General features: G+C 74.0%; 21 protein-coding genes and 3 tRNA genes. 8 read left to right on the top strand and 16 right to left on the bottom strand.

The window, feature by feature from the left end:
• Nucleotides 1–63: 63 nt before the first annotated feature.
• On the top strand, nt 64–1,008 hold the full coding sequence (locus QFZ64_RS13285; protein WP_307065352.1) for an NAD(P)-dependent oxidoreductase: 945 nt from the start codon (nt 64–66) through the stop codon (nt 1,006–1,008).
• Between the two features lie 70 nt (nt 1,009–1,078).
• On the opposite strand, the gene QFZ64_RS13280 is transcribed toward QFZ64_RS13285, so the two are convergent.
• Nucleotides 1,079–1,152: transfer RNA gene (locus tag QFZ64_RS13280), tRNA-Lys, on the bottom strand.
• Between the two features lie 237 nt (nt 1,153–1,389).
• On the opposite strand from QFZ64_RS13280, the gene QFZ64_RS13275 reads away from it, so the two are divergent.
• A complete protein-coding gene (locus tag QFZ64_RS13275; protein WP_307065350.1) occupies nt 1,390–2,322 on the top strand; it encodes an SPFH domain-containing protein in 933 nt (310 codons plus the stop codon).
• 151 nt (nt 2,323–2,473) lie between these two features.
• Here the strand turns inward: QFZ64_RS13275 and QFZ64_RS13270 are convergent.
• The 6 genes from QFZ64_RS13270 to ehuB form a co-directional block, all read right to left on the bottom strand.
• Nucleotides 2,474–2,547 (bottom strand) — tRNA-Lys (locus QFZ64_RS13270).
• A gap of 104 nt (nt 2,548–2,651) precedes the next feature.
• Nucleotides 2,652–3,449 carry an IclR family transcriptional regulator gene (locus tag QFZ64_RS13265; RefSeq protein WP_307065348.1) on the bottom strand — a complete coding sequence of 266 codons (798 nt, stop codon included), beginning with the start codon at nt 3,447–3,449 and terminating at the stop codon, nt 2,652–2,654.
• Nucleotides 3,450–3,602: 153 nt separating this feature from the next.
• Nucleotides 3,603–4,406 (bottom strand): ectoine/hydroxyectoine ABC transporter ATP-binding protein EhuA, encoded by an 804-nt coding sequence (gene ehuA / locus QFZ64_RS13260; protein ID WP_307071680.1) that lies wholly within the window; start codon nt 4,404–4,406, stop codon nt 3,603–3,605.
• 10 nt (nt 4,407–4,416) lie between these two features.
• On the bottom strand, nt 4,417–5,067 hold the full coding sequence (ehuD, locus tag QFZ64_RS13255; protein ID WP_307065346.1) for an ectoine/hydroxyectoine ABC transporter permease subunit EhuD: 651 nt from the start codon (nt 5,065–5,067) through the stop codon (nt 4,417–4,419).
• Nucleotides 5,064–5,837, bottom strand: coding sequence for an ectoine/hydroxyectoine ABC transporter permease subunit EhuC (gene ehuC / locus QFZ64_RS13250; RefSeq protein ID WP_307065344.1), 774 nt, complete (start codon nt 5,835–5,837; stop codon nt 5,064–5,066). Before ehuC ends, ehuD begins: the two co-directional genes overlap by 4 nt.
• Nucleotides 5,834–6,739, bottom strand: a complete 906-nt coding sequence (ehuB, locus tag QFZ64_RS13245; protein WP_307065343.1) for an ectoine/hydroxyectoine ABC transporter substrate-binding protein EhuB — start codon at nt 6,737–6,739, stop codon at nt 5,834–5,836. Before ehuB ends, ehuC begins: the two co-directional genes overlap by 4 nt.
• Nucleotides 6,740–7,080: 341 nt before the next feature.
• Here ehuB and QFZ64_RS13240 point away from each other — a divergent pair, with 341 nt between their 5' ends.
• Nucleotides 7,081–7,812: a decarboxylase gene (locus tag QFZ64_RS13240; RefSeq protein ID WP_307065341.1), complete on the top strand. Its 732-nt coding sequence runs from the start codon at nt 7,081–7,083 to the stop codon at nt 7,810–7,812.
• Between the two features lie 273 nt (nt 7,813–8,085).
• On the top strand, nt 8,086–9,219 hold the full coding sequence (locus QFZ64_RS13235) for an LLM class flavin-dependent oxidoreductase (protein ID WP_307071679.1): 1,134 nt from the start codon (nt 8,086–8,088) through the stop codon (nt 9,217–9,219).
• Nucleotides 9,220–9,269: 50 nt separating this feature from the next.
• Here QFZ64_RS13235 and QFZ64_RS13230 read toward each other — a convergent pair whose 3' ends face one another.
• Complete coding sequence (locus tag QFZ64_RS13230; RefSeq protein ID WP_307065339.1) at nt 9,270–11,426, bottom strand: bifunctional diguanylate cyclase/phosphodiesterase; 2,157 nt, start codon at nt 11,424–11,426, stop codon at nt 9,270–9,272.
• 385 nt (nt 11,427–11,811) lie between these two features.
• On the opposite strand from QFZ64_RS13230, the gene QFZ64_RS13225 reads away from it, so the two are divergent.
• A complete protein-coding gene (locus QFZ64_RS13225) occupies nt 11,812–13,248 on the top strand; it encodes a M6 family metalloprotease domain-containing protein (RefSeq protein WP_307065337.1) in 1,437 nt (478 codons plus the stop codon).
• Nucleotides 13,249–13,320: 72 nt separating this feature from the next.
• On the opposite strand, the gene QFZ64_RS13220 is transcribed toward QFZ64_RS13225, so the two are convergent.
• From QFZ64_RS13220 to QFZ64_RS13190, 7 genes are all read right to left on the bottom strand, one after another.
• Nucleotides 13,321–13,394: transfer RNA gene (locus tag QFZ64_RS13220), tRNA-Lys, on the bottom strand.
• Nucleotides 13,385–13,999 (bottom strand): bifunctional DNA primase/polymerase, encoded by a 615-nt coding sequence (locus QFZ64_RS13215; RefSeq protein ID WP_373430598.1) that lies wholly within the window; start codon nt 13,997–13,999, stop codon nt 13,385–13,387. The genes QFZ64_RS13220 and QFZ64_RS13215 overlap by 10 nt, the downstream gene beginning before the upstream one ends.
• A gap of 201 nt (nt 14,000–14,200) precedes the next feature.
• Entirely contained in the window at nt 14,201–14,566 is a 366-nt protein-coding gene (locus QFZ64_RS13210) for a hypothetical protein (RefSeq protein WP_307065333.1), read from the bottom strand.
• A 258-nt stretch (nt 14,567–14,824) separates the two neighbouring features.
• Nucleotides 14,825–16,120, bottom strand: a complete 1,296-nt coding sequence (locus tag QFZ64_RS13205; protein WP_307071678.1) for an AAA family ATPase — start codon at nt 16,118–16,120, stop codon at nt 14,825–14,827.
• A 107-nt stretch (nt 16,121–16,227) separates the two neighbouring features.
• The gene (locus QFZ64_RS13200) at nt 16,228–17,841 is read right to left on the bottom strand and encodes a hypothetical protein (RefSeq protein ID WP_307065331.1); all 1,614 of its coding nucleotides are present in this window, start codon (nt 17,839–17,841) and stop codon (nt 16,228–16,230) included.
• Nucleotides 17,832–19,070, bottom strand: a complete 1,239-nt coding sequence (locus QFZ64_RS13195; RefSeq protein ID WP_373430736.1) for a hypothetical protein — start codon at nt 19,068–19,070, stop codon at nt 17,832–17,834. Before QFZ64_RS13195 ends, QFZ64_RS13200 begins: the two co-directional genes overlap by 10 nt.
• Complete coding sequence (locus tag QFZ64_RS13190; RefSeq protein WP_307065328.1) at nt 18,982–20,109, bottom strand: phosphatase PAP2 family protein; 1,128 nt, start codon at nt 20,107–20,109, stop codon at nt 18,982–18,984. The genes QFZ64_RS13195 and QFZ64_RS13190 overlap by 89 nt, the downstream gene beginning before the upstream one ends.
• Before the next feature lie 178 nt (nt 20,110–20,287).
• Between QFZ64_RS13190 and QFZ64_RS13185 the strand changes: the two genes are divergently transcribed.
• Nucleotides 20,288–20,884, top strand: a complete 597-nt coding sequence (locus tag QFZ64_RS13185) for a histidine phosphatase family protein (protein ID WP_307065326.1) — start codon at nt 20,288–20,290, stop codon at nt 20,882–20,884.
• A 34-nt stretch (nt 20,885–20,918) separates the two neighbouring features.
• On the opposite strand, the gene QFZ64_RS13180 is transcribed toward QFZ64_RS13185, so the two are convergent.
• Nucleotides 20,919–22,382 (bottom strand): tetratricopeptide repeat protein, encoded by a 1,464-nt coding sequence (locus tag QFZ64_RS13180; protein WP_307065325.1) that lies wholly within the window; start codon nt 22,380–22,382, stop codon nt 20,919–20,921.
• Nucleotides 22,383–22,634: 252 nt separating this feature from the next.
• Between QFZ64_RS13180 and QFZ64_RS13175 the strand changes: the two genes are divergently transcribed.
• Together QFZ64_RS13175 and QFZ64_RS13170 are read left to right on the top strand one after the other, a co-directional pair.
• Complete coding sequence (locus QFZ64_RS13175) at nt 22,635–23,066, top strand: hypothetical protein (protein ID WP_307065323.1); 432 nt, start codon at nt 22,635–22,637, stop codon at nt 23,064–23,066.
• 97 nt (nt 23,067–23,163) lie between these two features.
• On the top strand, nt 23,164–24,171 hold the full coding sequence (locus QFZ64_RS13170) for a spermidine synthase (protein WP_307065321.1): 1,008 nt from the start codon (nt 23,164–23,166) through the stop codon (nt 24,169–24,171).
• Nucleotides 24,172–24,189: the final 18 nt, after the last annotated feature.

The raw sequence follows: 24,189 nt of genomic DNA, 5'->3' as shown, positions 1-24,189 counted from the left end.
GAACGTTGTTCCGTAATGTAGTCGGAACAACGTTCCGCTTAACTGTCGCCCGAAGGGTGCACCATGCTTCTTGTCACCGGAGGCCTCGGCTTCATCGGGTCCCACACCGTGCGCGCACTGCTCGACCAGGGCGAGGAGTGCCTCGTGGTCCAACGCCACGCCCGCCCGCTCCCCTCCTTCCTCGACGCGAAGGGGGTGACCGTGGAACAGGCGGACGTCACCGATCGCGAGTCCCTGCTCGGGCTCGGCCGACGGCACACCGTCACGGGTATCGTGCACCTGGCGGGTTCGTACCCCTGGCCGCCCATGCCCGAGGGGGCGGTCGAGGCCACCCGGCGGTCGCTCGACGGGCTGCTGAACATCGTGCAGGCGGCCGAGGAGTGGGGCGTGCGCCGTCTCGGCCTCGCCAGCACCATCGGCGTCTACGGCGGCATCGACCACGGCCGCCCGCTGCGCGAGGACGCTCCGCTGGCGATGAGCGCGGCCGTCTCGATCCCCACCTTCAAGAAGGTCGGCGAACTGCTGGGCGGATTCCTCGACGGTCACTCGGACGTCGACATCGTCGACTACCGCATCTCCGGGACCTGGGGCCCGCTCGGACACGCCGACCCGTTCTTCGCCGCACCCGCCCTCGTCCACGCCGCCGCCCACGGCACGGCGCCGGACCTGTCCGGACTCATGGGTCCCGCCTCCGCCGACGACGGGCTCGACCTGAACTACGTCAAGGACACCGGTCGGGCCATCGCCCTCCTCCAGCTCGCGGACAGGCTCAACCACCGTACGTACAACGTGGGTTCGGGGCGGGCCACGACCAACGCCGAGATCGTCGAGGCGATCAGGAAGGTGGTCCCGGACGCCCGGGTCGACGTCCCCGCCGGGGGCGGCGGGCCGCACATGGTCCTCGACATCGACCGGCTGCGGCAGGACACCGGGTACCGGCCCGAGTACGACACCGAGCGGGCGGCCGCCGACTACCTCGCCTGGCTGCGCGCGGGCAACGCGCGCTGAGCCGACCGGGCGCGTGCCTGCCGGGGCATACGGAAAGGCCCCCCGCTCCCACGGGGGGCCTTTCCGGTCGTGCGCCGCCAGGGACTCGAACCCCGGACCCGCTGATTAAGAGTCAGCTGCTCTAACCAACTGAGCTAGCGGCGCCCGCTGACCCCGAAAACTTTACCGGACGCCGCGGGGTGCTCCGGACCACCGGCGGGCGCGTACGCCGTTCGCCCGGTGGACGTGCGGTTCGTCCGGACCGCCGGAACACTGGCCGTGGTGCGGAGAGGGCATGTCCGCGGCACCGGAACTCGTCCTTCCGGCAGCCGGGCGGACCGCGCGGACGCGGAGCGCACCCCGTACGGCGCAACTTCCGGCGCGGAGGCTTGGAGGGCATCGATGAGTACGACGACTTCCCGGACGGAGGGGCCCGCGCGGCACGGACGGGTCATCCATGGCGAGTCCACCCTGGAGATCCCCGTCCATCTGCTCTTCCGGGACGATCCCGGGGGCGCGGCGCCGGTGGAGGCGCCGGAGGCGTCCGGGCCGGCCGGGGCGGCCACGGGCGGGCCGGTCCGGGCGGTGTTCGCGGCGTCGGGGGTGCGGCCCCGATCGCTGCCGTCGGCGTCCTCGGTGGCGGCGGTGTCGCCGGCACCCCCGGTGGCAGCGGTCCCGTCGGCCGGTGAGGACGGGCGGCCGGTCCGGCTGCGACCCGGCGCGCTCGGTGTGCTGGCCGGGGTCTGCGGGGCGACGGGGTGCGTGCTCACGTCCTGGTGGGCCGGTGTGCTCCCACCGCTCGCCGGTCCGGTCTGGCCCGCGGGGACGGGGCTCGGGCCCGCGCAGTGGGCGGCGTACGCAGGGGCGGGGGCGCTCGGTGCCGTCGGCCTCGTGGGGCTCGCGCGCGGGCGCGCGGGGCGGGCCCGGGTACGGCGCCGAGTCGGCCCGCGGCTGCGGCACTGGCGCAGCGAGCCGGTGCCGGTGTGCGACGCGAACGGGCTGGAGCTGTCGGTGTCGGTCCTGGTGACCTGGCGGCTCCGCGGCTCCGCGCGGGCGCTGCGCGGAGCCGAGGGGCGCCGGCGGTACCTGGCGGAGTGCGTCGAGGCGGCGCTGGCCCGGCTGGTGCCGCAGGTCCCGGTGGGCGGCTCGGCCGCGCGGGGCGGGGTGACCCTGCGGGACGCCGGGGCGCTGGGGGACGCGCTGACCAGGTGGGTGGCGCAGGACGTGGAGGAGGTGGGCCTGGAGGTGCGCGCGGTGCGGGTGACGCGGATCGCCTACGTGGCGGAGATCGCGGAGTGGCTGCGAGGGCGGAGGATGGCGGAACTGGAGGGCTGACGCGAGGGCCGGCGCGAGGGAGGACGAGTGAGGGGAGGACGCGTGAGGGGGAGGGGAGCGAGAGGGCCGGCGTGATCGGCAAGCGCGAGGACTCGGCGCGATCGGCAGTACGAAAGAGGCCCCCCGCCGTGGGCGAGGGGCCTCTCTTCGGTGCGCCGCCAGGGACTCGAACCCCGGACCCGCTGATTAAGAGTCAGCTGCTCTAACCAACTGAGCTAGCGGCGCATGACTCCCGCCTTCACGCTCACGCGTTCCGGCGACGGAGAAAATAGTACCTGGTCCGCGGGGGTGCTGCCGACCAGGACCCGGGCGGCGGACCCGCTCGGTCGTCAGATCGTCAGGGAGAGCAGAACCGGCACCGCGCCCCGGTTCAGACGTTCCGCCGCCTGGAGCAGCCGGTGCGCCTGCTCTGCCGGGAGCGACAGGGCCAGGCAGCCCACCCTGGAACCCACGGTGATCGGCACCGCCGCGCAGACCGTGCCGACGGCGTACTCCTGGAGGTCGAGGGCCAAAACCGTCGGCGGCTGGGCGGCGAGCCGGGAGAGCAGCGCGCGCTCGCTGGTGATGGTCCGCGAGGTGAGCCGGGCCGGCCGGTGCCGGGCGAGGTGGTCGCGGCGGCCGCCCACGTCGAGCTGGCCGAGCAGGCTCTTGCCGATCGCGCCGGCGTGGGCTGCGGAGCGGAAGTCGACCCACTCGTGCACCGCCGGCGCGGACGCACTCTGCGCGCACTGGGTGACGTGGACCTCGCCGTCGAGGTAACGGCTGACGTAGATCGCCGCGCCGGCACAGTCGCGCAGCCGGTCCAGGGTGTGCTGGAGCTTCTCGCGCACCGCCCGGTCGCGGCCGTGTGCGGCGCCCAGCCGGCGGAGCGCGGCGCCGGTGACGTAGGCGCCGTCGGCGGTCCGGACGACGTAGGCCTCCTCGCTGAGCATGCGCAACAGCGCGCTCAGCCGGTCTCCGGTCAGGCCTGTGCGGCGGGCCAGTTCCGCGGCGGTGACCCCGGCGGGGCGCCGGGAGACGGACTCCAGGACGCGCAGCGCGTCCTGGGCCGAACGGTACGGGGCGGTCGGTTCCTGGGTGGTCGGTTCCTGGGTCGGCGCCACGGCTCCCCCTGCGCTTCGGGCCATTCTCCGGACGGTCGGCTGCCGTCCACGACAGGGCCGAACGGGGGGTCGGGAAGCGGACGACGCCGAAGTCCGTGGGGGCGCGCGGGTCCCCGTACGGGTTCCGTACGAGGGACCCGTACGAGGGACCCGTACGAGGACCCGGGCGGGACACGGTCACAGCACCGCGCTGAGGAATTCCCTCGTACGCGCGTGCTCGGGTTCGCCGAAGATCCTGTCCGGCGGGCCCGACTCGATGACACGGCCGGAGTCGAACATCAGCACCTGGTCGGAGATGTCCCGCGCGAAGCCCATCTCGTGCGTCACGCAGAGCATCGTGATGTCCGTGGAGCGCGCGATGTCACGCAGCACGTCCAGCACGCCCGCGACCAGCTCCGGGTCGAGCGCGGAGGTCACCTCGTCGAGCAGCAGCACCTGCGGCCGCATGGCCAGCGCCCGCGCGATCGCCACCCGCTGCTGCTGCCCGCCGGACAGCCGGGTCGGGTAGGCGTCCGCCTTGTCGGACAGGCCCACCAGCTCCAGCAGCTCCCGCGCCCGCGCCTCGGCCTCGTCCTTGGACATGCCGAGCACGGTCACCGGGGCCTCGGTGATGTTCCGCAGCACGCTCATGTTCGGGAACAGGTTGAAGTGCTGGAACACCATGCCGATGTTCTTGCGGACCTCGCGTATGTGCTTCTCGCGGGCCGGGACGAGCCTGCCGTTCCGTTCCTCGTGGGTGAGGCAGTCGCCGTTGACCGTGATCGTGCCCTCGTCGGGGCGGGTCAGGGTCATCAGCAGGCGCAGGATCGTCGTCTTGCCGGAGCCGGACGGGCCGATCAGCGTCACGTGCCGGCCGGAGTCGACCGAGAAGTCGAGCCGGTCGAGGACGGTGTTGTCGCCGAAGCGCTTGGTGACCTGGTCGAACCGGATCAGCTCGCCGCCGTCGACCGGCGGGTTGGCGTGCGCGTCGGGTTCCTTCATCAGGGGGGTGTCAGCGGACAAGACGTCGCTCCAGGGCTCGCAGGAGGAGGGAGGCGGGGTAGGAGATGAGGATGAAGGCCACGCCGATCACGGTCAGCGGCTCGGTGAACTGGAAGTGCTCCTGGGAGAACAGCCGCGCCTGGCCGAGCATCTCCAGGACGGTGATCGCCATGAGCAGCGGCGTGTCCTTGAGCATCGAGATCACGTAGTTGCCCAGCGCGGGCACCACCCGGCGGATCGCCTGCGGCAGGATCACCGCGGTCCACGTGCGGCGCAGCGGCAGGTTCAGCGCGGTGGCCGCCTCCCACTGCCCGAGGGGGACGGCCTCGATGCCGGCCCGGTACACCTGCATGGTGTACGTCGAGTAGTGCAGGCCGATCGCGACGACCCCGGTGGTCAGCGCGGAGAAGGTCAGGCCCCACTCGGGCAGCACGTAGAACAGGAAGAAGAGCTGCACCAGCAGCGGGGTGTTGCGGATGAACTCCGTGACCACCCCGACCGGCCAGCGCACCCAGCGGGTCGGCGTGCGCATCAGAAGCGCCCACACCAGCCCCAGGGCGAACGAGATCAGCGAGCCGAGGGCGAGGGACTTCAGGGTGACCAGCAGCCCGTCCCAGAAATGCGGCATGAAGTCGGCGACGGCGCCCCAGTCCCACGTCACGAGTCACCTCCGACCCCGGCGCGCACGCCGGCGGTACCTGTAGTTCCTGTACCGGTCGGCGTGGACACGCCCGAGGCGCCCGCTGTGTCGCGTCTCAGCGCGAACCGCGACGGCCGCGTCGGCCCCTGCCCGAGTCCGGCCTTCAGATTCCGTTCGAGCCGGCGCATGACGCGCGTGAGCAGGAAGGCGATCACGAAGTAGATGACCAGGATGTACGTGTAGATCTCCGCGCTCTCCTGCAGCGCGAGCCGCACCAGCTTGGCGCTGAACGTCAGATCGCCCATGCCCATGACGGACACCAGCGCAGTGCCCTTGAGCAGCTCGATCAGCAGGTTGGAGAAGGGCGGGATCATCTCCGGCACGGCCTGCGGCAGCAGGATCTTGCGCGTCCGCTGCCAGGGTGTGAAGTTGAGCGCCACGCCGCCCTCGCGCTGCGCCGGGTCGACGGCGGTCAGGGCGCCGCGCACGATCTCGGCGCCGTACGCCCCGTAGGTCAGGCCGAGCGCGAGCGTGCCGGCCCACAGGGGCACGAGCTGCCAGCCGAACGCGGGCGGCAGTACGAAGAACACCCAGAAGATCATGATGAGCGCGGAGGTCCCGCGGAACACCTCGGTGTAGAAGCCCGCGAGGAAGCGGACGATCCACAGCCGGTGGGTGCGGGCGATGCCGACGACGAAGGAGACGCCGGTGGCCAGCAGCGCGCTGAGGAAGAGGAGCTGGACCGTGACCCAGATGCCCTTCAGGACGAGTTCCCACAGACCGGAGGTCATCGGCCGCAGAGCTCCTTCGCGGTCATGCCGGTCATCTCGTCCTTCGTGAAGCCGAACGGCTTGATGATCCGGAGCAGTTCACCGCTCTCCTTGAGCTTGCGCAGCTCCGCGTTGAAGGCGTCGCGCAGCCTGGTCTCGGTGGGCCGGAAGGCGAATCCGCCGCCGTCGACGTGCGGTTTGCCGTCGACGAGCGGTTTGAAGGCCTCGGTCGCCTCGGCCTTGCGGGACTTCCGCACGACCTGGCGGGCGGTGACCGCCGTCGCCGCGAACACGTCGGCGCGGCCCGCCTCCACGGCGTTCATCCCGGCCACCTGGTCCGGGACGATCAGGATGTCGCTCTCCTTGTAACCGGCCCCCACCGCGTAGGCGATCTCCGCGTATCCGGTGCCGGTGGCGAACTTCGCCTTCTTCTTCACGACGTCCTGGTAGTTGTGCAGCCCCTTGGGGTTGCCCTTGCGGACGACGAAGGAGTCCAGCATCTGGTAGTCGGGATCGGCGAAGATCACCTGCTCGCAGCGTTCGGGGTTGATGTACATCCCCGCGGAGACGACGTCGAACTGCTGCGAGTTCAGTCCCGGGATCAGCGAGCCGAACTCCGTCGGCACGGCCTGGACGCGGTCGACGCCGAGGCGTTTGAAGATCACTCTGGCCAGCTCCGGTGCCTCGCCGGTCAGGTCGCCGTTCTTGTCGATGTAGCCGAAGGGGATCTCACCGGCGATTCCCAGCCGAACGACCCCCTGGGCTCTCAGTCGGTCCAGGAGTTCGCCTCCGCCGCTGGTCGAGGCCGTCGCGACCCGGCTGCAACCGGCGGCGACCGGCACGACGAGGCCGGCGGCACCGGCGAGCAGCGTCCGCCTACTGGGCCGGGGTATGCGTGCACTGTGCAAAGGTGGGGAGGCCATGGGCCCGCCGCTACCCAAGCGCAAGAAAGTCATGCGTACGAATTTTTTATGGCGCGGGTTGATCGGTGGACGGGGGAACTCGGCGGGGACGCCAGGGGGCGCCCCGTAAGGGGCGCGGGGCCGTACTGAATCTGGGGCTACCGCTACCGCTACCGCTACCGCTACCGCCGCGCAGGCGCGAGAAGCTCTCACCCGCGCTCTCCCGGGGTCAAAGGGGCGGAGCCCCTTGTGGTGACGGGAAGGGCCGGGGCGCGGGGGTGAAAACTCCCCCCGCGCCCCGGAGGATGCGCCCTCAACCCCGGGGTACCCGTACAACCCACACCACCACAGAAAGGTCGGGCATGACCGCACTCGGACTCCTCTACCCGGGCCACTCCGCCGAGGACGACTACCCCCGCATCGAGCAACTACTGGGCAGCGACATCCGAGTCGACCTCGTGCACACGGAGATCGGCGAGGACGCCCACCACGTGGACGCCCTCCGCGAACTCGGCTCCCCCGAACACCTCGCCGCCGGCGTCGAACGCCTCCGCCTCTCCGGCGCCGAGGCCGTCGTCCTCGCCTCCACCAGCGCGAGCTTCGTCCACGGCTGGGACGGCGCCCGCGACCAGGTCCGCAACCTCGCCCGCGCCGCCGGCCTGCCCGCCTCCGCGACCTCCTTCGGGTTCGTCCGCGCGGTCCAGGAGGTCGGCGCGCACCGCGTCGCCGTCGCGGCGACCTACCCCGAGGACGTGGCCGCACTGTTCGCTGAGTTCCTGGGCGCGGCGGGCGTCGAGGTCGTCGCCGTACGGGGTGCGGGCGTCGAAACGGCGGCGGAGGTGGCCCGCTGGGGTCCGGAGGACGTCCTTCGCCTGGCCCGTGAGAGCGACCACCCCCAGGCACAGGCGGTCCTGCTGCCGAACACCGCGCTGCACACGGCGGCGTGTGTGAGGGAACTGGAGGAGGCTCTCGGCAAGCCGGTGCTCACGGCGAACCAGGTCACCGTGTGGGAGGGACTGCGGCTGGCGGACCGGCGGGTGAACGCGCCGAGGATGGGGGCGCTGTTCACGCGGGAGCCGATCGTGCAGGTGTGAGGGGGCGGGTTTTTCCGCCCCCGCCGCCCCTACCCTTCCCGTCCCTACAAGGGGCTCCGCCCCTTCGACCCCGGGAGAGCTCGGGAGAGCTTGGGAGAGCTCGGGTGGACGAGGTTCGTGGGAGCCCCGCCCCTTGACGGGCACGCTCCGCGGCCCCGCGTGGAATAACCGGGGACCCCCTCCTGTTACGCCCACGGCCACAGCGTGACGCGTACGCGTACGAGCAGCAGGAGGTACCCGGTGACGGACGGAACGGCGGCGGACCGAACGGCGGTGAACCGACCGGCGGAGGACACCGCCGCGGACGACGCGGCGGCGGACGGGATCCGCGGCAGCGTGCACGGCACGGCCCCCGTACCCCTCTCCGTGCTCGACCTGGTCACCGTCGGCGCCGGGCGCACCGCCACCGACGCGCTGCGCACCGGCGTCGCCCTCGCCCGGCTCGCGGAGTCCCGCGGGTACCACCGCTACTGGGTCGCCGAGCACCACTCCATGCCCGGCGTGGCCTCCTCCTCGCCCGCCGTGATCCTCGCCCACCTGGCCGCCCACACCGAGCGCATCCGCCTCGGCTCCGGCGGCGTCATGCTGCCCAACCATGCCCCGCTCGTCATCGCCGAGCAGTTCGGCACGCTGGAGGCGCTCGCCCCGGGCCGCGTCGACCTCGGCCTCGGCCGCGCCCCCGGCACCGACGGGGCCACCGCCGCCGCGCTGCGCCGCACCGGCCGGGTCAACGAGGGCGCGGACGACTTCCCGCAGCAGCTCATGGAACTGACCCGCTTCCTCGACGACGACTTCCCCGACGGCCACCCCTACAGCCGTATCCACGCCGTGCCCGGCCCCGTGCAGGCGACCTCGCCCGGCGGCGTGCAGTCCCCGCACCGGCCGCCGGTCTGGCTGCTCGGCTCCTCCGGCTTCAGCGCGCGGCTCGCCGGCACGCTCGGACTGCCGTTCGCGTTCGCCCACCACTTCTCCGCGCAGAACACCGTGCCCGCGCTCGACCTCTACCGCGAGACGTTCCGGCCGAGCGAGGTCCTGGCGGAGCCGTACGCGCTGATCGGCGTCTCCGCGCTCGCCACGGACGACGAGAAGGAGGCCCGCCGCCAGGTGCTGGCCGCCGCCCTCAACATGGTCCGGCTGCGCACCGGCCGTCCCGGCCTCGTGCCCACGCCCGAGGAGGCGGAAGGCTACGACTTCAGCCCGATGGAGCGGGAGTTCGTCGACTCCTGGAACGCCAACGTCGTGCACGGCACCGCCGACGAGGTCGTCGCCGGTCTGAACGACCTCCAGAAGCGCACCGGCGCCGACGAGTTGATGCTCACCGCCAACGCCCACGGCGGCGACGTGCGGGTGCGGTCCTACGAGCTGATCGCCGACGCCTACGGACTGCCGACGACCGCCACCGCCTGACGACCGCGGGCACCGACAGGCTCGCGCGGGCACCGACGCGCGGGCGGACCCTACGTGTTGCCCCCCGCCGGCGGTGCCCCGGCCGCCGCCGTCGTCGTGAGCAGGGCGGAGATGCGGTCCGGGGGCACCGGGCGGGAGTACAGCCAGCCCTGCCCGGTGTCGCAGCCGATGGCGCGCAGCCGGGCGGCCTGCGCAGAGGTCTCCACGCACTCGGCGATCACCGTCAGACCGAGCCGGTGGGCGAGCTGCACCATCGCCTCGACGATCACCTCGTCGGCGGGACTGGCCGCCGGTTCGCCGGCCCCGGGATCCGGAGCGCCGGTGCCCGCCTCCGTGCCGATGCCCGCGCCGGGCGCCTCGTACTGGAACCCGCGGACGAAGGAACCGTCCAGCTTCAGGACGTTGACGGGAAGCCGGCTGAGGTAGGCGAGGTTGGAGTATCCGGTGCCGAAGTCGTCGATGGCGATGCGTACGCCCATGTCGCTGAGGGCTTCGAGGGCCTCGAGCGGCCGGCCGGCCGAGCCCGTCAGCGCCGACTCGGTCAGTTCGAGCTGGAGCAGGTGCGGGGGCAGTCCGGTCTCCGCGAGCGTGTGCGCCACGTCGGCCACCAGGTCCGAGTCCCAGATCTGGCGCACCGCCACATTGACGCTGACGAACAGCGGGGGCGCGTCCGGGTGGTCGAGCTGCCAGCGGCGGGCCTGCCGGCAGGCCGTGTTCAGCACCCAGCGGCCGAGCTGGACGATCGAACCGTCCTCCTCCGCCAGCGAGATGAACCGATTCGGCGCCAGCGCGCCGAACTGCGGGTGGTGCCAGCGCACCAGCGCCTCGACCCCGCGCACACGGCCGTCCGTCATGCTGACGAGCGGCTGGTACTCCAGCGCGAACTCGCCCTGCTCGATGCCCGGTCGCAGGGTGGAGGAGAGGGCCTGGCGGGTCATCCGGTGCGCGTTGCGCTCCGGGTCGAACAGGGTCCAGCGTGCCCTGCCGTCGGCCTTCGCCCAGTACAGCGTCGTGTCCGCGTCCTGCATGAGGGCGGTGGCGGTGGTTCCGGCGGTACGGCGCTCGACGACGCCGATCGAGGCGGAGACGGACACCCGGCGGTCCGCCAGTTCGAAGGGCGCGCGCAACGCGTCGAGCGCCGACTCGGCGAGCTCGGCGAGCTGGTCGGTGCCGGTCGAGTCCTCCACGAGCAGCGCGAACTCGTCACCTCCGAGCCGCGCGACGAGCGGCGCGCCGGCCGCGCGGCCCGCCTCCGCCCACGCGGACTCCGCCCTCACGCCGTCGTCGGCGTCGGTGTCGTCCCCCGCCCGGTCGTCCCCCGCCCGGTCGGCGCCGGGACGGTCGGCGCCGGGACGGCCGCGGGCCGCCTCGGCGGCGCAGCGGGTCAAGCGTTCGGCGACCGCTGTGAGGAGACGGTCGCCGAGGCGGTGGCCCAGGGTGTCGTTGACCGCCTTGAAGCCGTCGAGGTCCAGGTAGCACAGGCCGATCCGGCCGGTGCCCCCGGCGCCACCGCCCTCGTACGCCTCAGCGTCCAGCGCGGCCGTCAGGCGTTCGAAGAACAGCGTGCGGTTGGGCAGCCGGGTCACCGGGTCGTGCATCTGCAAGTGCCGCATCCGGGCCTGGAGTTCGCGGCGGGCGCTGATGTCCGTGACCGACAGCAGGACCGCCCGCCGGGCCGGCGGCAACGGGCTGACGGTCACCTGGACCCAGAGGGAGTGGCCGTCGGGATGCTTGAGCCGGCGCGTGCAGCGCAGCCGGGACTGCCGGCCGCGCAGTACCTCGAGGTAGGTGTGCCGGATGCGGGCGTCGGAGCCGAGATCGACGAGGTCGGCGGCGGCCCGCCCGGTGAGACCGTCGTCGGCACCGGCACCGGCCCGCCCGGCGGGACGCCCGGCGTCCGCGTCGTCGCCGGCCCGGGCGTCAGTTCGGTCTCCGGCCCGGTCGCCGGTCCCGTCGCCGCTCGTGGCGTCGGTCCGGCGTCCGGTGCGGGGCCCGTCGTCGCTCCCCGCCCGCGCGTCGGACGAGGCCCTGCCCAGCAGGGCCACCAGCGCCCTGTTGGCGGTGACCACCCGTCCCTCACGGTCGACGACCGCCATCGCCAGCGGCGCCTCGGCGAACGCGGCGGCGGATCCGCCGTCGTCACAATCCGTGACGCCGGTCCGGCCGGTGTCTGCCGCGGGTGCCGGTACTTCGGACGTTCCGCTCACCGCTCGCTCCCGCAGTGCATTCGTTCATCGTACGGATCTCGCAGGAAAGTGTGCCGATCATAGAGGCTGTCCCCCCTCCCTTCCAGCCGCCGGCCGGTGTTCGCTGGGGCCCGTGACGCCTGGGGGATCGTTTCTGCTCACCGTTGGCCCGGTTCGTTCACATGCCGACTGCATGTGACGTTCCGTGAGTGCGGGGTGTGTGGGAGCACGAGCCGGGCGTGCGTGCGAAAGAGCGCCCGAACGGACGCCCCGTGCGCCGGGAGGGCAAGCGGGCGCAAGCCGACGCCCTCGCTCTGACCTCACTCGTCCGGTGCAGGCAAACAGGCAGAAATACGACTAATCGTCACAGGCTGGGTGCGACTCCCCCTCGTACCCGGAGGTCGCCTTGCCGCGCCTGCTGCCCCTCGTGGGGCCCCTGAAGGGACTCGTCCGTGACGGGGCGCCCCGTCTGCGCAGCACCGCGGCCGTCTTCACCTCGATGACCGCGCTCGCCGCGATGTCTCTGGTCACCGGGCCCGCCCTCGCCGAGGCCGGACCCGCTCCCTGCGCGCTGCGGCGCACCGAGGCGCACCACTCCGAGGGACTCGACTCCTGGAACGCCGACTACCCGCGGCCCACCCGCCCCTTCGACGCGGTCATGGTGTTCCTCTCCTTCCCCGACGGGGGCCCGGAGACCACCCCCGCCGAGCTGGCGGACGACTACTTCCCCGCCACCGACCGTTTCTTCGCCCGCGCCTCCTACGGCCGGTTCTCCCTGCGCACGCACCCGCTGCGGCAGTGGATCCGGATGCCGCACCCCTCCACCGCGTACGCCATAAGCCGGGACTGGAGCCCCGGTCGCCGGGCCGCCTACCTGCGCGACGCACTGGCCGCGGCCGACCGGCACGTGGACTTCTCGCGCTACGACGTCGTCTACTTCGTCGCCGACCCCGACGCGCCCGGCGTCGACTCCGACGCCACCAAGGTGGTGAACCTCGACCGGCCGCTGCGGGCCGACGGCAAGGACATCCGCCGGGTCGTCACCGTGTTCGAACGGCACCCGCCGGACCGGCTCGTGCTCGCCCACGAGACAGGGCACGTCTTCGACCTCCCCGACCTTTACCACCGGCCGGTCGACGGCAGGGGCGACTGGGACACGTACGTCGGTGACTGGGACCTGATGGGCAGCCAGTTCGGACTCGCGCCGGACCTCTTCGCCTGGCACAAGTGGAAGCTGGGCTGGCTGGACCCGCGCCAGGTGGTCTGCGTGAAGGGGCCGGGCAGCACCCGGCTGACCCTGGAACCGGTGGACGCCGGGCCGGCGCCGGGGGACGCGGGGGCTCCCGCGGCCTCCGACGCGACCGGAGCCGTCGGGACGTCTGATCTGTCGGCCGACGCGACGGGAGCCGCCGGGGCGCCCGGCGTGGCCGGGACCGCCGGGGCCCCCGCGTCGGTGCCCGTCTCGGTGCCCGGCATCGGGGTGCGTCCGCTCGCCGTCGCGGGACGCGGGACGAAGCTCGCGGTGGTGCGCACCGGCCGCGACCGTGTGCTGGCCGTCGAGGCCCGCGACCCGGTCGGCAACGACGCCGCCGCCTGCACCCGGGGCATCCTCGTCTACCGGATCCGCAACGGGGCGGAGTCCGGGGACGGCCCCGTCCAGGTCGTCGACGCCCATCCGCACACGGAGGCCTGCCGGAACGAGTCGGTCTACCCGCCGCTCGCCGACGCCCCGGTCTTCACCGGGGAGACCTTCACGGTGCCGGGGGAGGGCGTACGGGTGACGGTGGAGGGGCGCACAGCGTCCGGGGAGTGGACGGTCGACATCACGACCGGGACGGAGTGAACCGCCGGACGGCGGGGCAACGGGACACGCGAAAGAGGCCCCTCGCTGAGCGAGGAGCCTCTTTCCGTCGTGTGCGCCGCCAGGGACTCGAACCCCGGACCCGCTGATTAAGAGTCAGCTGCTCTAACCAACTGAGCTAGCGGCGCCTGCTGACGTCGTAGACCTTAGCACCCTGATCGGCACGGGGAAAAATCGAAATCCCCACCGCCGCCGAGGCCGCGGCACGTGCCGACCGCACCGCCGCCCACCGCACGGCCTCGGCCCCCGGGAGCCACGGCCGGCGGGTGTCCGGGGCGACCAGCCAGCGCGAGGCCGGCCGCCCGGCGCCCGGCGCGGGACGCAGGGCGGGCACGGTCACGGCGTCGCCCCTGCCGTGGCAGAGCAGCGGCGGCACCGCACCGCCGCCGCGCCGCTCGACGGCTTCCTCGGCCTCCGCCGCGGCGAGCAGCCGCGGCAGAAGACGGGCGGTGCCGGGGGCGGTGAACAGCAGCGTCCGCCCGCGGTGGACGGCCACGGGGCCGGAACCGGACCCCTCCTCCCACATCCGGTCGAGCAGACCGCGGCCGAAGACGGCGGGCACGTTCACGACGTCGAAGACGGTCCCGCAGGGCAGGACGAGGGGCGCGTCGGGCCGCTCCCGCCAGAGCGCGAGCGTGCTGCAGGGGCACGGGTCGGCAGAGGCCAGCCAGGCGGCGCCCTCCGCGGTGACCCCCGCGACGTCGGACCGGTCCGGGTACGGGTGGATGCTCATGGCGTCCATCTGTACCCCGCGCGACGCCCCCGCCCCGGTCGGTTGCCGGAATCGGGTACGAGGGGGACGGGCCGGGGGTACCGTACGCCCGGCCCGGGGCCCGCACGGGGCCGTCCGGCGCGGCGCGACCCGTACTGCCCGCACCACGAGCCGCACCACGAGCCGTACGGCGACCCGTACGACGACGGTGCCGCGCGCGGTTCAGCCCAGGTCCGCCGGGCCGTTGGCCTCCACGCCCCGCAGCAGGTCCTGGCCGAACTCCACCATCTTCTTGGCGTAGTCCTCGGTCCACTCCGCCCGCTCGGCGATCGCCGCCGGCGTCAGCCGGTCGAACCGGCGCGGGTCCGCGAGCTGTGCCGCCGCGATCGCCTGGTACTCCAGCGCCCGGTCGGCGGCGGCGCGGAACGCCTGTGTCAGCTCGGTGGCCCGGGACAGCAGGGCGCGCGGGTCGTCCATCGACTCCAGATCGAAGAAATGTTCGGGGTCGGCCGTGGCCTCCGCCGGTTCGAAGAGCAGGGACGCGGGGCGTAGCCGCGATTCGCTCCGGCGCGGCGTGTGCTCCGCCATGACTTCTCCTCCTCGTACGTCGGATCCCCGCCCGGTAGGGAGAGGGGGCCACCGTCCATTGTCTCGTGGGCGCGCAAGAGGGCGGGGACCGCCAGGGAGGGCCCCCGCCCACCCCATGTTCAATGCGGGCGCGGGCGCGGGTGTTCCCGCGCCCCGGGGCGACCGTCCCCCCCGGCCGCACGGTCCGCGCCGCCGCGGCCCGGACGCACACCGGACAGCCCTGGATCGGCTCCGCGAGACGGCCGGCGTGGACGTTCGTCAGTCCCGGGAAGGCGGTGCGTACGGCACGCGGTGGGTGGCGAGGTGGTCCCAGGTGGTCATCATGGCGTCCCAGCCGTCCGGGAACTTGACCGTGACGCCGAGCTGGACCGGCTCCGTGGAGGGGTGGGCGTCGAGGAGGTCGGGGACACCGGCGCGGCAGACCACGACGCAGGCGTGCCGGTGGCGGGAGGTGAGGACGCACAGGCGGCCCGTCTCCAGGTGGAACGCCGTCGCGTCGGGGCGGCCGGAGAGCGGGTGCAGCACGACCGTCACGTCGAACTCGCGGCCCTGGAGCCGGTTGGCCGTGTCCACGGTGACGTCCGCGACCCCCAGCTCCGCCAGCGCCGCGCGCACGGCCGCCGCCTGGTCACGGTGGGCGGTGCCGACCGCGATCCGGTCGGCGGTCAGCGGCACCGGCTCCGCCGCCCGCTCCGAGACCGACGCGCCCTCCCGGTCCAGCAGCCGGCGCACGACCAGCGCGAGCGCCCCTACCGCCTCCGGGTCCGTGCGCGGGGTGTGCCGGGGCGGCAGCTCCAGCAGGCCCCAGCCGGCGCGCGCCGCCTCGTCGATCACCGCGTCCGGGCCCGAGCCGTCGGACGGCACGCCGAACGCGAGCCGCCGGTCCCCGGGGCCGGTGCCGCTGCGGAACGGCGTGTACGGGTAGAACGCGTCGGACACCAGCGGCGCCGCCGAGGCCGGGAGCCGCCAGGACACCGGGAGCCGGTGCTGCGGCAGCTCGGGGTTGTGCGCGAGCAGCGTGCTCACCGCCGACGCCGACGGGTCGTACGACAGCCCGGCCCACTGCTCCGCCCCGACGATCGCGAACGGGTCGAGCTGCCCCGGATCGCCGACGAACAGGGCCCGTTCGAACAGCCCGGCCACGGCCAGCAGCGCGTCGGAGCGCATCTGGTACGCCTCGTCGACGATCGCGTGCCGCCACGGTTCGACGTTTTTGACGTGGGCCCATTTCGCGGCGGTGGACAGCACGATGTCCAGGCCCGCGAGGTCGGCCGCCTTCGCGGACTTGCGGACGCCGGGAAGCTCGTCGAGCGACTTGTCGTACGGGTCGGCGTCGCTGCTGTGCAGCCGGCCCACCGCCGCGTCCGGGTTCTTCTCGGCGAGGCGCACGACCAGGTCGTCGACCTGGGCGTTGGTCTGCGCGATCACCATGAGCGGGCGCCCGGCGGCGGCCAGTTCGAGGGCCGCGCGGACGACGAGCGTGGACTTCCCGGCCCCGGGCGGCGAGTCGACGACGACGCCGCGGTGGGTGCCGTGCAGCGTGTCGCGCAGGATCGCGTCGGTGGCCCGCGCGGCCTCGGCGCCCGGATCGAAGCCGTGGTCGAAGCCGGGGGCCGGGCCGACGAGGTGGGCGCCGGCGTCGGCCGTGTCGTGCGCCGTCGTCACAGGATGTCCTCCTCGGTCACCGTGTCCGGTCGCTGCGCCGTCGTGGCCGCGGACTCGCCCGGCGGGCCGCCGTGCGTCCACGGGGTGTCCTCCGGGTCCGGCAGCTTCGCTCCGCCGCGCTGCTCGTGTTCGAACAGGGTGAAGCAGAGCCGGTCGCCCTTCTCGGGCACCGACCCCTCCTCGGGCTCCCGCCCCCGGCCCATCTTGTCCAGCACGCGCAGCGTGACGAGCACCTCGGCCGTCCCCTCCTCCTCCGCGAGGCCCACGAACTCCGCGGTCTGCGGCTTGCCGCCCAGCGAGCGGTACACCTTGGCGCGCTCCCCGAGGTGCGGCCGGTCGTCCGTGCGGACGGTCACCAGCGGGCGCGGGCTCGGCCGCCTGCTCTCGCTGTACGCCCGTACCACCTCGACGACCTCACCGGCGAACGCCTCCCCGGCCAGCCGCCGCCCGGCCATGACCAGCGGGTCGTCCAGCGCCTCCTGGGCGTCGAGCCGGGCCTGCTCGCGCTCGCGCGCGGCCAGCTTGTTCGCGGCGGTGACCGCGTCGTCCAGTCGCGGCTGCGGGGGCTCCCCGGCCAGCACGCGGTCGCGGTGGCCGGTGAACGACCAGCGGTCCCGGGTCCAGCGGTCGGCGACGTGCGCGCCCTCCGGGAGCGCCCGCAGCACATCGAGGCCGTGCCACACCGTGTCCCAGGTGGGCCGCGTGCGGCTCTCCACCAGGGCGCGGATCTCCCGCTCGGCGGCGGTGAGTTCGCCGAGCCGGTCGTCCGCCTCCAGGCCGTCCTCGGCGGCGGCCAGCCGGATGCGGGCGCGGTCGTAGCGCTCGATGGCAGGAGCGAGCAGTCTGTTGTCGAAGGCGGGGTCGGTGGCGGGTCCCGCGGGCGGGTGCAGGAGCTGCCCGTCGGCGCCCCGGGCGAGCTCCGCGCGCAGGGCGGCCTCGGCGCCGCTCGTCCCCTCCGGCGGGGCCATCCAGGCGAGCAGTGCGCCCAGGTGCTGGTCCTCCAGGTTGCTCTGGCCCGTCGCCCAGTGCCGGGACAGCACTTCGGTGAGGGCGAGCAGCAGGGAGGAGCCGGGAACCCTGGCCCGCTCCCCGAAGTGCGTGAGCCAGCGGCCCAGCAGCGGCACGCGGGGCGGCGCGGGGTGCGGGGCCTCCGGGTCCTGCTCGGCGGTGCGGCGGAACCGCATGGAGCGGCCCAGCAGCCGTACGAAGTCGACGCCCGCCCGGCTCGGCACGACGAGCTGGGGCGCGTCCGCGCACAGCTCGACCTCGACCTTGACCCGCTTGCCGCTCTCCGGGTCGGTCTCGGTGCGCTCGGCGGGCTCCACGGTGTCCGCGAAGGAGTCGATGTACGGCAGGACGACGTCGGCCAGTTCGGCGAGGAACGCGAAGCGCAGGTCACGGTCGCGGGGCTGGGGCACGACGAGCAGTCGCGGCGCGTCCCGTTCGGTGCCGACGAGCGCTCCGAGCGGGGCACCGGCCTCACCGGCGGTGGTCAACGGCACGAACACCAGCGGCCGCGCGGACACGTGCCGGTGCCGCACGGTCGCCAGCGCCTGCGCCCGCCCGCTCCGCACGGCCTCCAGCCTGGCCAGTGTGGACATCAGCGACATGCGGCTCCCCCCGACCCCGACCCCGGCCCCGACGCCCGTACCGATACGGATACCGATGCCGACGCCAGCGCCTCCGCCCGCAGGTCCGCCGCACGGCGCAACGCGGCGACCGCCGGATCCGCGGGGTCCCCCGCCTCGCCGTGCGCCGCCGCGAGCACCTCGTCGACCGTCGACAGGCCGCCCAGCTCCGCCCGCGCGGCCCGGCCGAGCGCCGTCACCGCACCCGCCCCGCGCGCACGCTCCCGGCAGTGGAACGCCAGCTCGCACGTGGAAAGGCACTCCGGGGCGTACGTCGCCGGCACCGACTCCACGGCCGCGGTCAGCCGCTCCGGCGGCAGGTCGAGGCCGAAACACGTGCCCTCCGGGAGCGCCTCGGCGATCTCCTCGATGCGGGTGAGCCGGGCGAGCTGCCGTCGGGTCACCGACCGCTGCTTGCGCACGTCGACCGCGGAGGCCGTGGCCAGGTTGGAGAAGTCCTTCGGGCAGACCAGCAGGATCCGGTGGCGCACCGCGGGCGCCGGATCCTGCCGCGCCGCGACCTCCTCCAGCGCCAGCACGTACACCGCGGACTGCCGCGCGGCGGCCCCCACCTTGGCGGGGTCGGCCGAGCCGTCCAGCATCGGGAAGGACTTGATCTCCACGACCGTCCAGGACCCGTCGGGATGGACGACCACCGCGTCCGGCTCCAGGAAGGCGGGGGAGCCGGCCACGTCGAGTGCGAGCATCGGGTGGTCGAGCAGCGTCCAGCCGCCCGCCTCGACGGCCTCCCGCAGCGCCAGCGCCGTACGCTCCGTGCGTCCGGCCGGGCCGACCGCGGTCAGGTCCGGCACGGACGAGGTCTCCGGGGGCGGGGCGGCCGGGTCCAGCTTCTCGTGCACCAGCCGGAGCAGCTCCGCGCCACCGTCCGCCTTGACCCGCTTCTCGAACGCGTTGCCCCGCGTGAGGGCGAACTGCGACTGTCCGAAGGAGGACGGGGCACCCAGCGCGTCCGCCAGCGCCGCCTTGTCCACCCCCGCGCCGTCGAGCAGCGCGCGCCGGTCGCAGCCGGGGTTGGCGGCCAGCGCGGCGAGCGCGCGGGCGTCGAGCGCCTTGGGCTGCGGTGGGGGCTCGCCCGGCACGGGAAAGGCCGGGCCCCGCAGCTCAGCCAGCATTCCCCAAACTCTCGGCTGCGCTCGAGTAGGGGAGACCCCTACCCGCGGCGCCGTCCCCCGCGTCCGCGGGGGCGGCACCCGGTTCGGCTCCCGGCCCGTGGCGGGTTTCGCGCTGTCGGGGAATTCGCTCACCCGCGGAAGTCTGGCATCCGCCACTGACAATCGGGGAACCGCCGCCGCGCACGGCCGCGGCGACCGGCGCCAGCCGCGCGGCGAGAACCGTGCGCAGCACCGCGGCGAGCCGCATCACCGGCCCGGCCAGCAGCAGCCCGACGCCCATCACGACGGCCCCGGCGACCGCGTCGAGCAGGTAGTGGTTGGCGGTGCCCATGACCACGATCGTGGTGAGCAGCGGATAGGCGACACCCGCGACCCTCGCCACGGGCGTGCGGCCGTGGCGCCACAGCATGACCCCGCACCACAGCGCCCAGCCCACGTGCAGGCTCGGCATCGCCGCGTACTGGTTCGTCATGCCGCCCATGCCGCGCGGCGCGCTCGCCTCGCCGCCCCACCAGCCGTACGAGCTGTACTGCGCCATCGTGTCCACGAACCCGTGGGCGGGGTGCAGCAGTCGGGGCGGGCAGGTCGGCAGCAGCGTGAAGCCGATCAGACCGAGGAACGTGGACGTCATCAGCCAGGTGCGGACCCTGCGGTACTGCTCCGCGTGCGCGCGGAACATCCACACGAGGATCGCGGGGGTGACGATGTAGTGCAGCGACGCGTACCAGAAGTCGGCCGGGACGCCGGCCCAGGCGTGCTGCGTGAACAGCCGGTTGAGCGGATGCTCGGCGTTGATGTGGAGGGTCTTCTCGACGCGCAGGATCGCCAGGCCGTGGTCGACGGCACCGGGCACGTCCCCGCGCACTATGAGCCGTCCCGCCGAGTACGCGACGTACACCACGACGATCAGCGGCAGTTCCGTCCACCAACGGGCACGGGTCCGCGCGGGCTTCTCCGGGGCCTGGTCCCGGCCCCGGTCCCGGTCCTGGTGCGGCCGGACCTGCGGGCGCTGCTCGCGCTCCGGCACGGGCCGCGGACCCGCCTCGATGTCCGGCGATTCGGTCTGCGCCATCCGATCGCCCTCCCCCTTCTCGTCGCTGCGGGTGCCCGATGGCATGACGGCCCACCTTACGGTGCCGATGCACGTCGCCGTGGGTGCCCCCGGCACTGCAAGACGCGGGGATCGCCCTCCGGGTTGCCCGTAAGGCCCTGTCGGAGGCGGCCGGGGGGCCTGCGGCAGGGTGCGCGATGATGGAGGAAACCGCCTCTTCCCCTGTCGCGAAAGGTCCCCCCTCATGGCACCGCGCATCCTGCTGGCCCGGCACGGACAGACGGAATGGTCCCTGCTCGGGAAGCACACGGGTCGCACGGACGTGCCGCTGCTCGAGGAGGGCCGGCAGGGGGCCAAGGCGCTGGGCGAACGGCTGCACCGGGCACCGCTGGACGGTCTGCCCGGGGCCGTGGTGCGCACGAGCCCGCTCCTGCGCGCGAGTGAGACCTGCGAACTGGCCGGCCTCGGCGACCGGGCCGAGCCCTGGGACGCGCTCCTGGAGTGGGACTACGGGGCCTACGAGGGCATGACGCCGGACGAGATCCAGGGCATGCGGCCCGGATGGCTGCTCTGGCGCGACGGTGTCCCCGGGGGCGAGGCGGTGGCGGAGGTGTCCGCGCGGGCGGACGAGGTCGTGTCCTGGGTACGGGATCAGGAGCGGGACGTCGTGCTGTTCGCCCACGGGCATGTGCTGCGCGCGATCGGGGCGCGGTGGCTGGGGCTGCCGCTGTCGTTCGGGGCGCGCGTGCGGCTGAGCCCCGCGTCGCTGTCGGTACTGGGGTGGGCGTACGGGGAGGCCGCGATCGAGTCGTGGAACGACGTGGGGCACTTGGCGGGGTGACGGCGGTCTTCCGAGGGGCGGGGCACGTCCTCGCTCAGCGCGTCGGACGCGGGATGGTGACGGGAGCGGGACCGCGGTCGGTCACGGGAACGGGGCCGTGACGGTCGAGGAACGTCGCGACCTCCGCCGTCCTGCGGTGGGGGAGGAGCAGCCGCGTCGTGCCGGACAGCATGGTGCGCACGCGGGCGGACCGGACCTCGCCCAGCAGGTCGAGCACGCGGTGGCCGGCTGCCGCGGCCTCGTCGGGCCGGCCGCCCCGGGCCAGGTCGTCCGCCAGTTCCGCCGTGTAGAGGACGATGTTCCGCGTGAAGTGCGGGTCCTGCAGGCGCACCGCGCGGTGGGCGTGGCGGGCCGCCCGCGACCAGTCGCCCAGCGTCGACCAGCACTGCGCCTCCAGGCCCTCCAGTTCGGCCTCGCCGTAGAAGGACATCCACTCCGGGTCCGCCGCCGCCGGACCCCGCGCGAAGAGCGCCTGGGCGCGGGCCAGCGCACGCTCACAGGCCGCGCGGTCGCCGAGCCCCGCCCAGCCGCCCGCCTCGCGCAGCGCCAGCAGCGACAGCAGCCGGTGCGAACCCAGCGGCCGGGCCGTCCGCTGGGCCGCCTGCGCCGCCCGCACCGCCTCACGGGGCCGGCCCGCGTCCCGGGCCAGGAACGAGGCGTTGCAGAAGGCGTGTGACTCCAGGGCCGGGTTCCCGGCCATCCGGGCCGTCGCCAGCGCCTCCGCGTAGTACGAGCGCGCGTCGTCGAAGCGGCCCGAGTCGTGCGCCAGCCAGCCCACCGAGACGGCCAGCTCGCCCGCCGCCGCGTACAGCCGGTCGGCCGTCGAACGGCGTGCGGTATCCGCGTCGAGCAGGGCGTAGGCGGTGCACAGCGGGACGGCCGCGTGCCGGTGGAGGCCGTCGGCGCCGTGCCGGTCGTCGAGCAGCCGGATCCGCCGTACGGCCTCCTCCAGCAGGTCGGCCTCGGCGGCGCCCGCGCGGCGGGCCGGGCGTCCGGCGGCGGCCGTGGCGTCGGGAGCGGGACCGCAGGGCGTCATCGCCGTCAGGGGTGTCAGGGAGACGGCCGCCACGGTGGCGGTGCCGCCGGTCATGAATGCGCGACGCTGCACGTCGCTCTCCTCTTGGTTCGGTCGGTGCGGGCCGGGGCGCGGATCGGGCCGCGGATCGGGTCGCGGGGCTGGGGGATCGTCGGCGGCCGGGCGCGGGCAGCGGCCGCGTACGGACGAGCGAGGGGCGAACCCCAGGTCGGTCAGTTCCCGGCCGGGGAACATGTGCAGGAACACCCGTTCGTAGGCGTAGTTGGGGCAGCGGATCTCCCCCGCCTCCACCCGTCCGATGTACCGGGCGTCGCAGCTCACCCGCTCGCCGATCTCCCGCGCGGCCCGCCGCACCGCCGCCGCGAACTCCCCCGGCGAGCGCTGCCCGCGCAACTGCCGGAAGGCGAGGTTCGGCCTCGGTGGCAGGGGGGACTGGGACGAGGTCACCGCTGACGACGCCATGGCCGGGCCCTCTCTCGCACTCCGTCGAACCGTCCGACGGGGCATGAACGTACCCGTCCGTCAGATGCCGTCATGCGAGGTTTGGCTACAAACCGGATATCTCATCCTGGATCTGCCATGAACTGCCATCCTCCGGAAGGCGTGTGCGCCGTAGCCGTCGACGGGCTCGTGCGTTGTACCTCACGGATCGGGAGCCGCCCGAACTCCCGACCACTCAGCTGTCAGGAGGGGTACGCCGTGTGGGAGGCCGGGATGAAGAGGATCGATCCCCGAAGGTCACATGGGTCACTTGGGTCATTCGAGCCACTCGAGTCACATGGGTCACTGCCGTCGCCGAACGTTCCCGACGTGGTGACCGTACCGGCGCGGCAGGGCCTGGAAGCCGTGGACATCCTGCGCCGCGGGACCGGGGACCGCGTCGGACCCGTCCTGCACGACGACGACTGCGACACCCTCGGCTTCCTGGTGCCGGCCGGGACGGCGGACGCCTGGGACGTGCCGGGCAGCACCTGTACACAGACGGACGGCGGGGGGACGGCCCCGGCCGCGCCCGAACCGGCCGGCGAGGGCGGCGGCTGGCTGCTGCCGCCGGGCGGCGCCGAGCCTGCCACCGACCCCGCGGTGCTGCGGGACGCGCTCGGCGAGGCCGCGCGACTGCTCCGGGCGGCGGACAGCTGCCGGTGAGCCGCGCGGACGGGGCCTGCCGGTAGGCGCCAGGGGCGCTTCGGCAGGGCTGCGAGGCGCCTCGGTGCGGGAGGCGGGCTGCACCGATAATGGACGGATGGCGAGAAGCGCGAGGTCGGCGAAGGCCCCGAAGAGGGGGGAGGCCGCGAAGGCCGCGAAGGCGGCGAGGGCCTCGAAGGCCGTGAGTCCGGCGCAGGCCGCGCAGGCATCGAAAGCCTCGCAGGCCTCGCGGGCCGAGGCGCCGACGAGTGGCCGGGGCGGCGGTCGGCGGGCGGTCGCCGAGGTCGGGGCGAGCGTCGACGGCGGATCGGCCCGGCTGACGCCCGACCGCGACCGCCCCCGCTCCTGGAGCCTGTTCCTCGACGGCGCCCCGCAGTCGCACGTCGACCTCGACGACCCCACCCGCCTCGTCTTCGACTACCAGCGCCGCCTCGGTCATGTGATCGACCTCGCCGCCCCGCCCGGCCGGCCACTGCACGTGCTGCACCTCGGCGGTGGGGCCTTCACCCTCGCCCGGTACACCGCCGCCACCCGGCCCCGCTCCACCCAGCAGGTCGTCGAGCGCGACGGCGCCCTGGTGCGGTTCGTGCGCGAGACGCTGCCGCTGGATCCCCGCGCGCGGATCCGCGTCCGCACCCTCGACGCCCGCGAGGGACTCGCCAGGACGCCGGACGACTGGGCCGACGTCGTCCTCGCCGACGTGTTCGCCGGGGCCCGCACACCGGCCCACCTCACCTCGACGGAGTTCCTCGTCGACGCGCGCCGGGTGGTGCGCCCCGGCGGCCTGTACGCGGCGAACCTCACGGACGGTCCGCCGCTGACCCATCTGCGCGGCCAGATCGCCACGGCCGCGGCCGTCTTTCCGGAGCTGGCACTGGTCGCGGAACCGGCAGTGCTGCGCGGGCGGCGCTTCGGCAACGCGATACTCGTCGCCTCCGACGTGCCGTTGCCCGTCGCCGAGCTCACCCGCCGCGCGGCCTCGGACCCGCACTCCGCGCGGGTCGAACACGGCAGGGCGCTCACCGACTTCACCGGCGGCGCGCGCCCGGTCACGGACGCGGACGCGGTGGCGTCACCGGCCCCGCCGCCGACGGTGTTCGACTGAGGGGGGGCGGGTACCGTC

The sequence above is a fragment of the Streptomyces sp. B3I8 genome, assembly GCF_030816915.1.
In the GTDB taxonomy this organism is placed as follows: domain Bacteria; phylum Actinomycetota; class Actinomycetes; order Streptomycetales; family Streptomycetaceae; genus Streptomyces.
The sequence above is the reverse complement of the archived record's forward strand: the minus strand, read 5'-3'. Positions and strand labels throughout refer to the sequence as shown.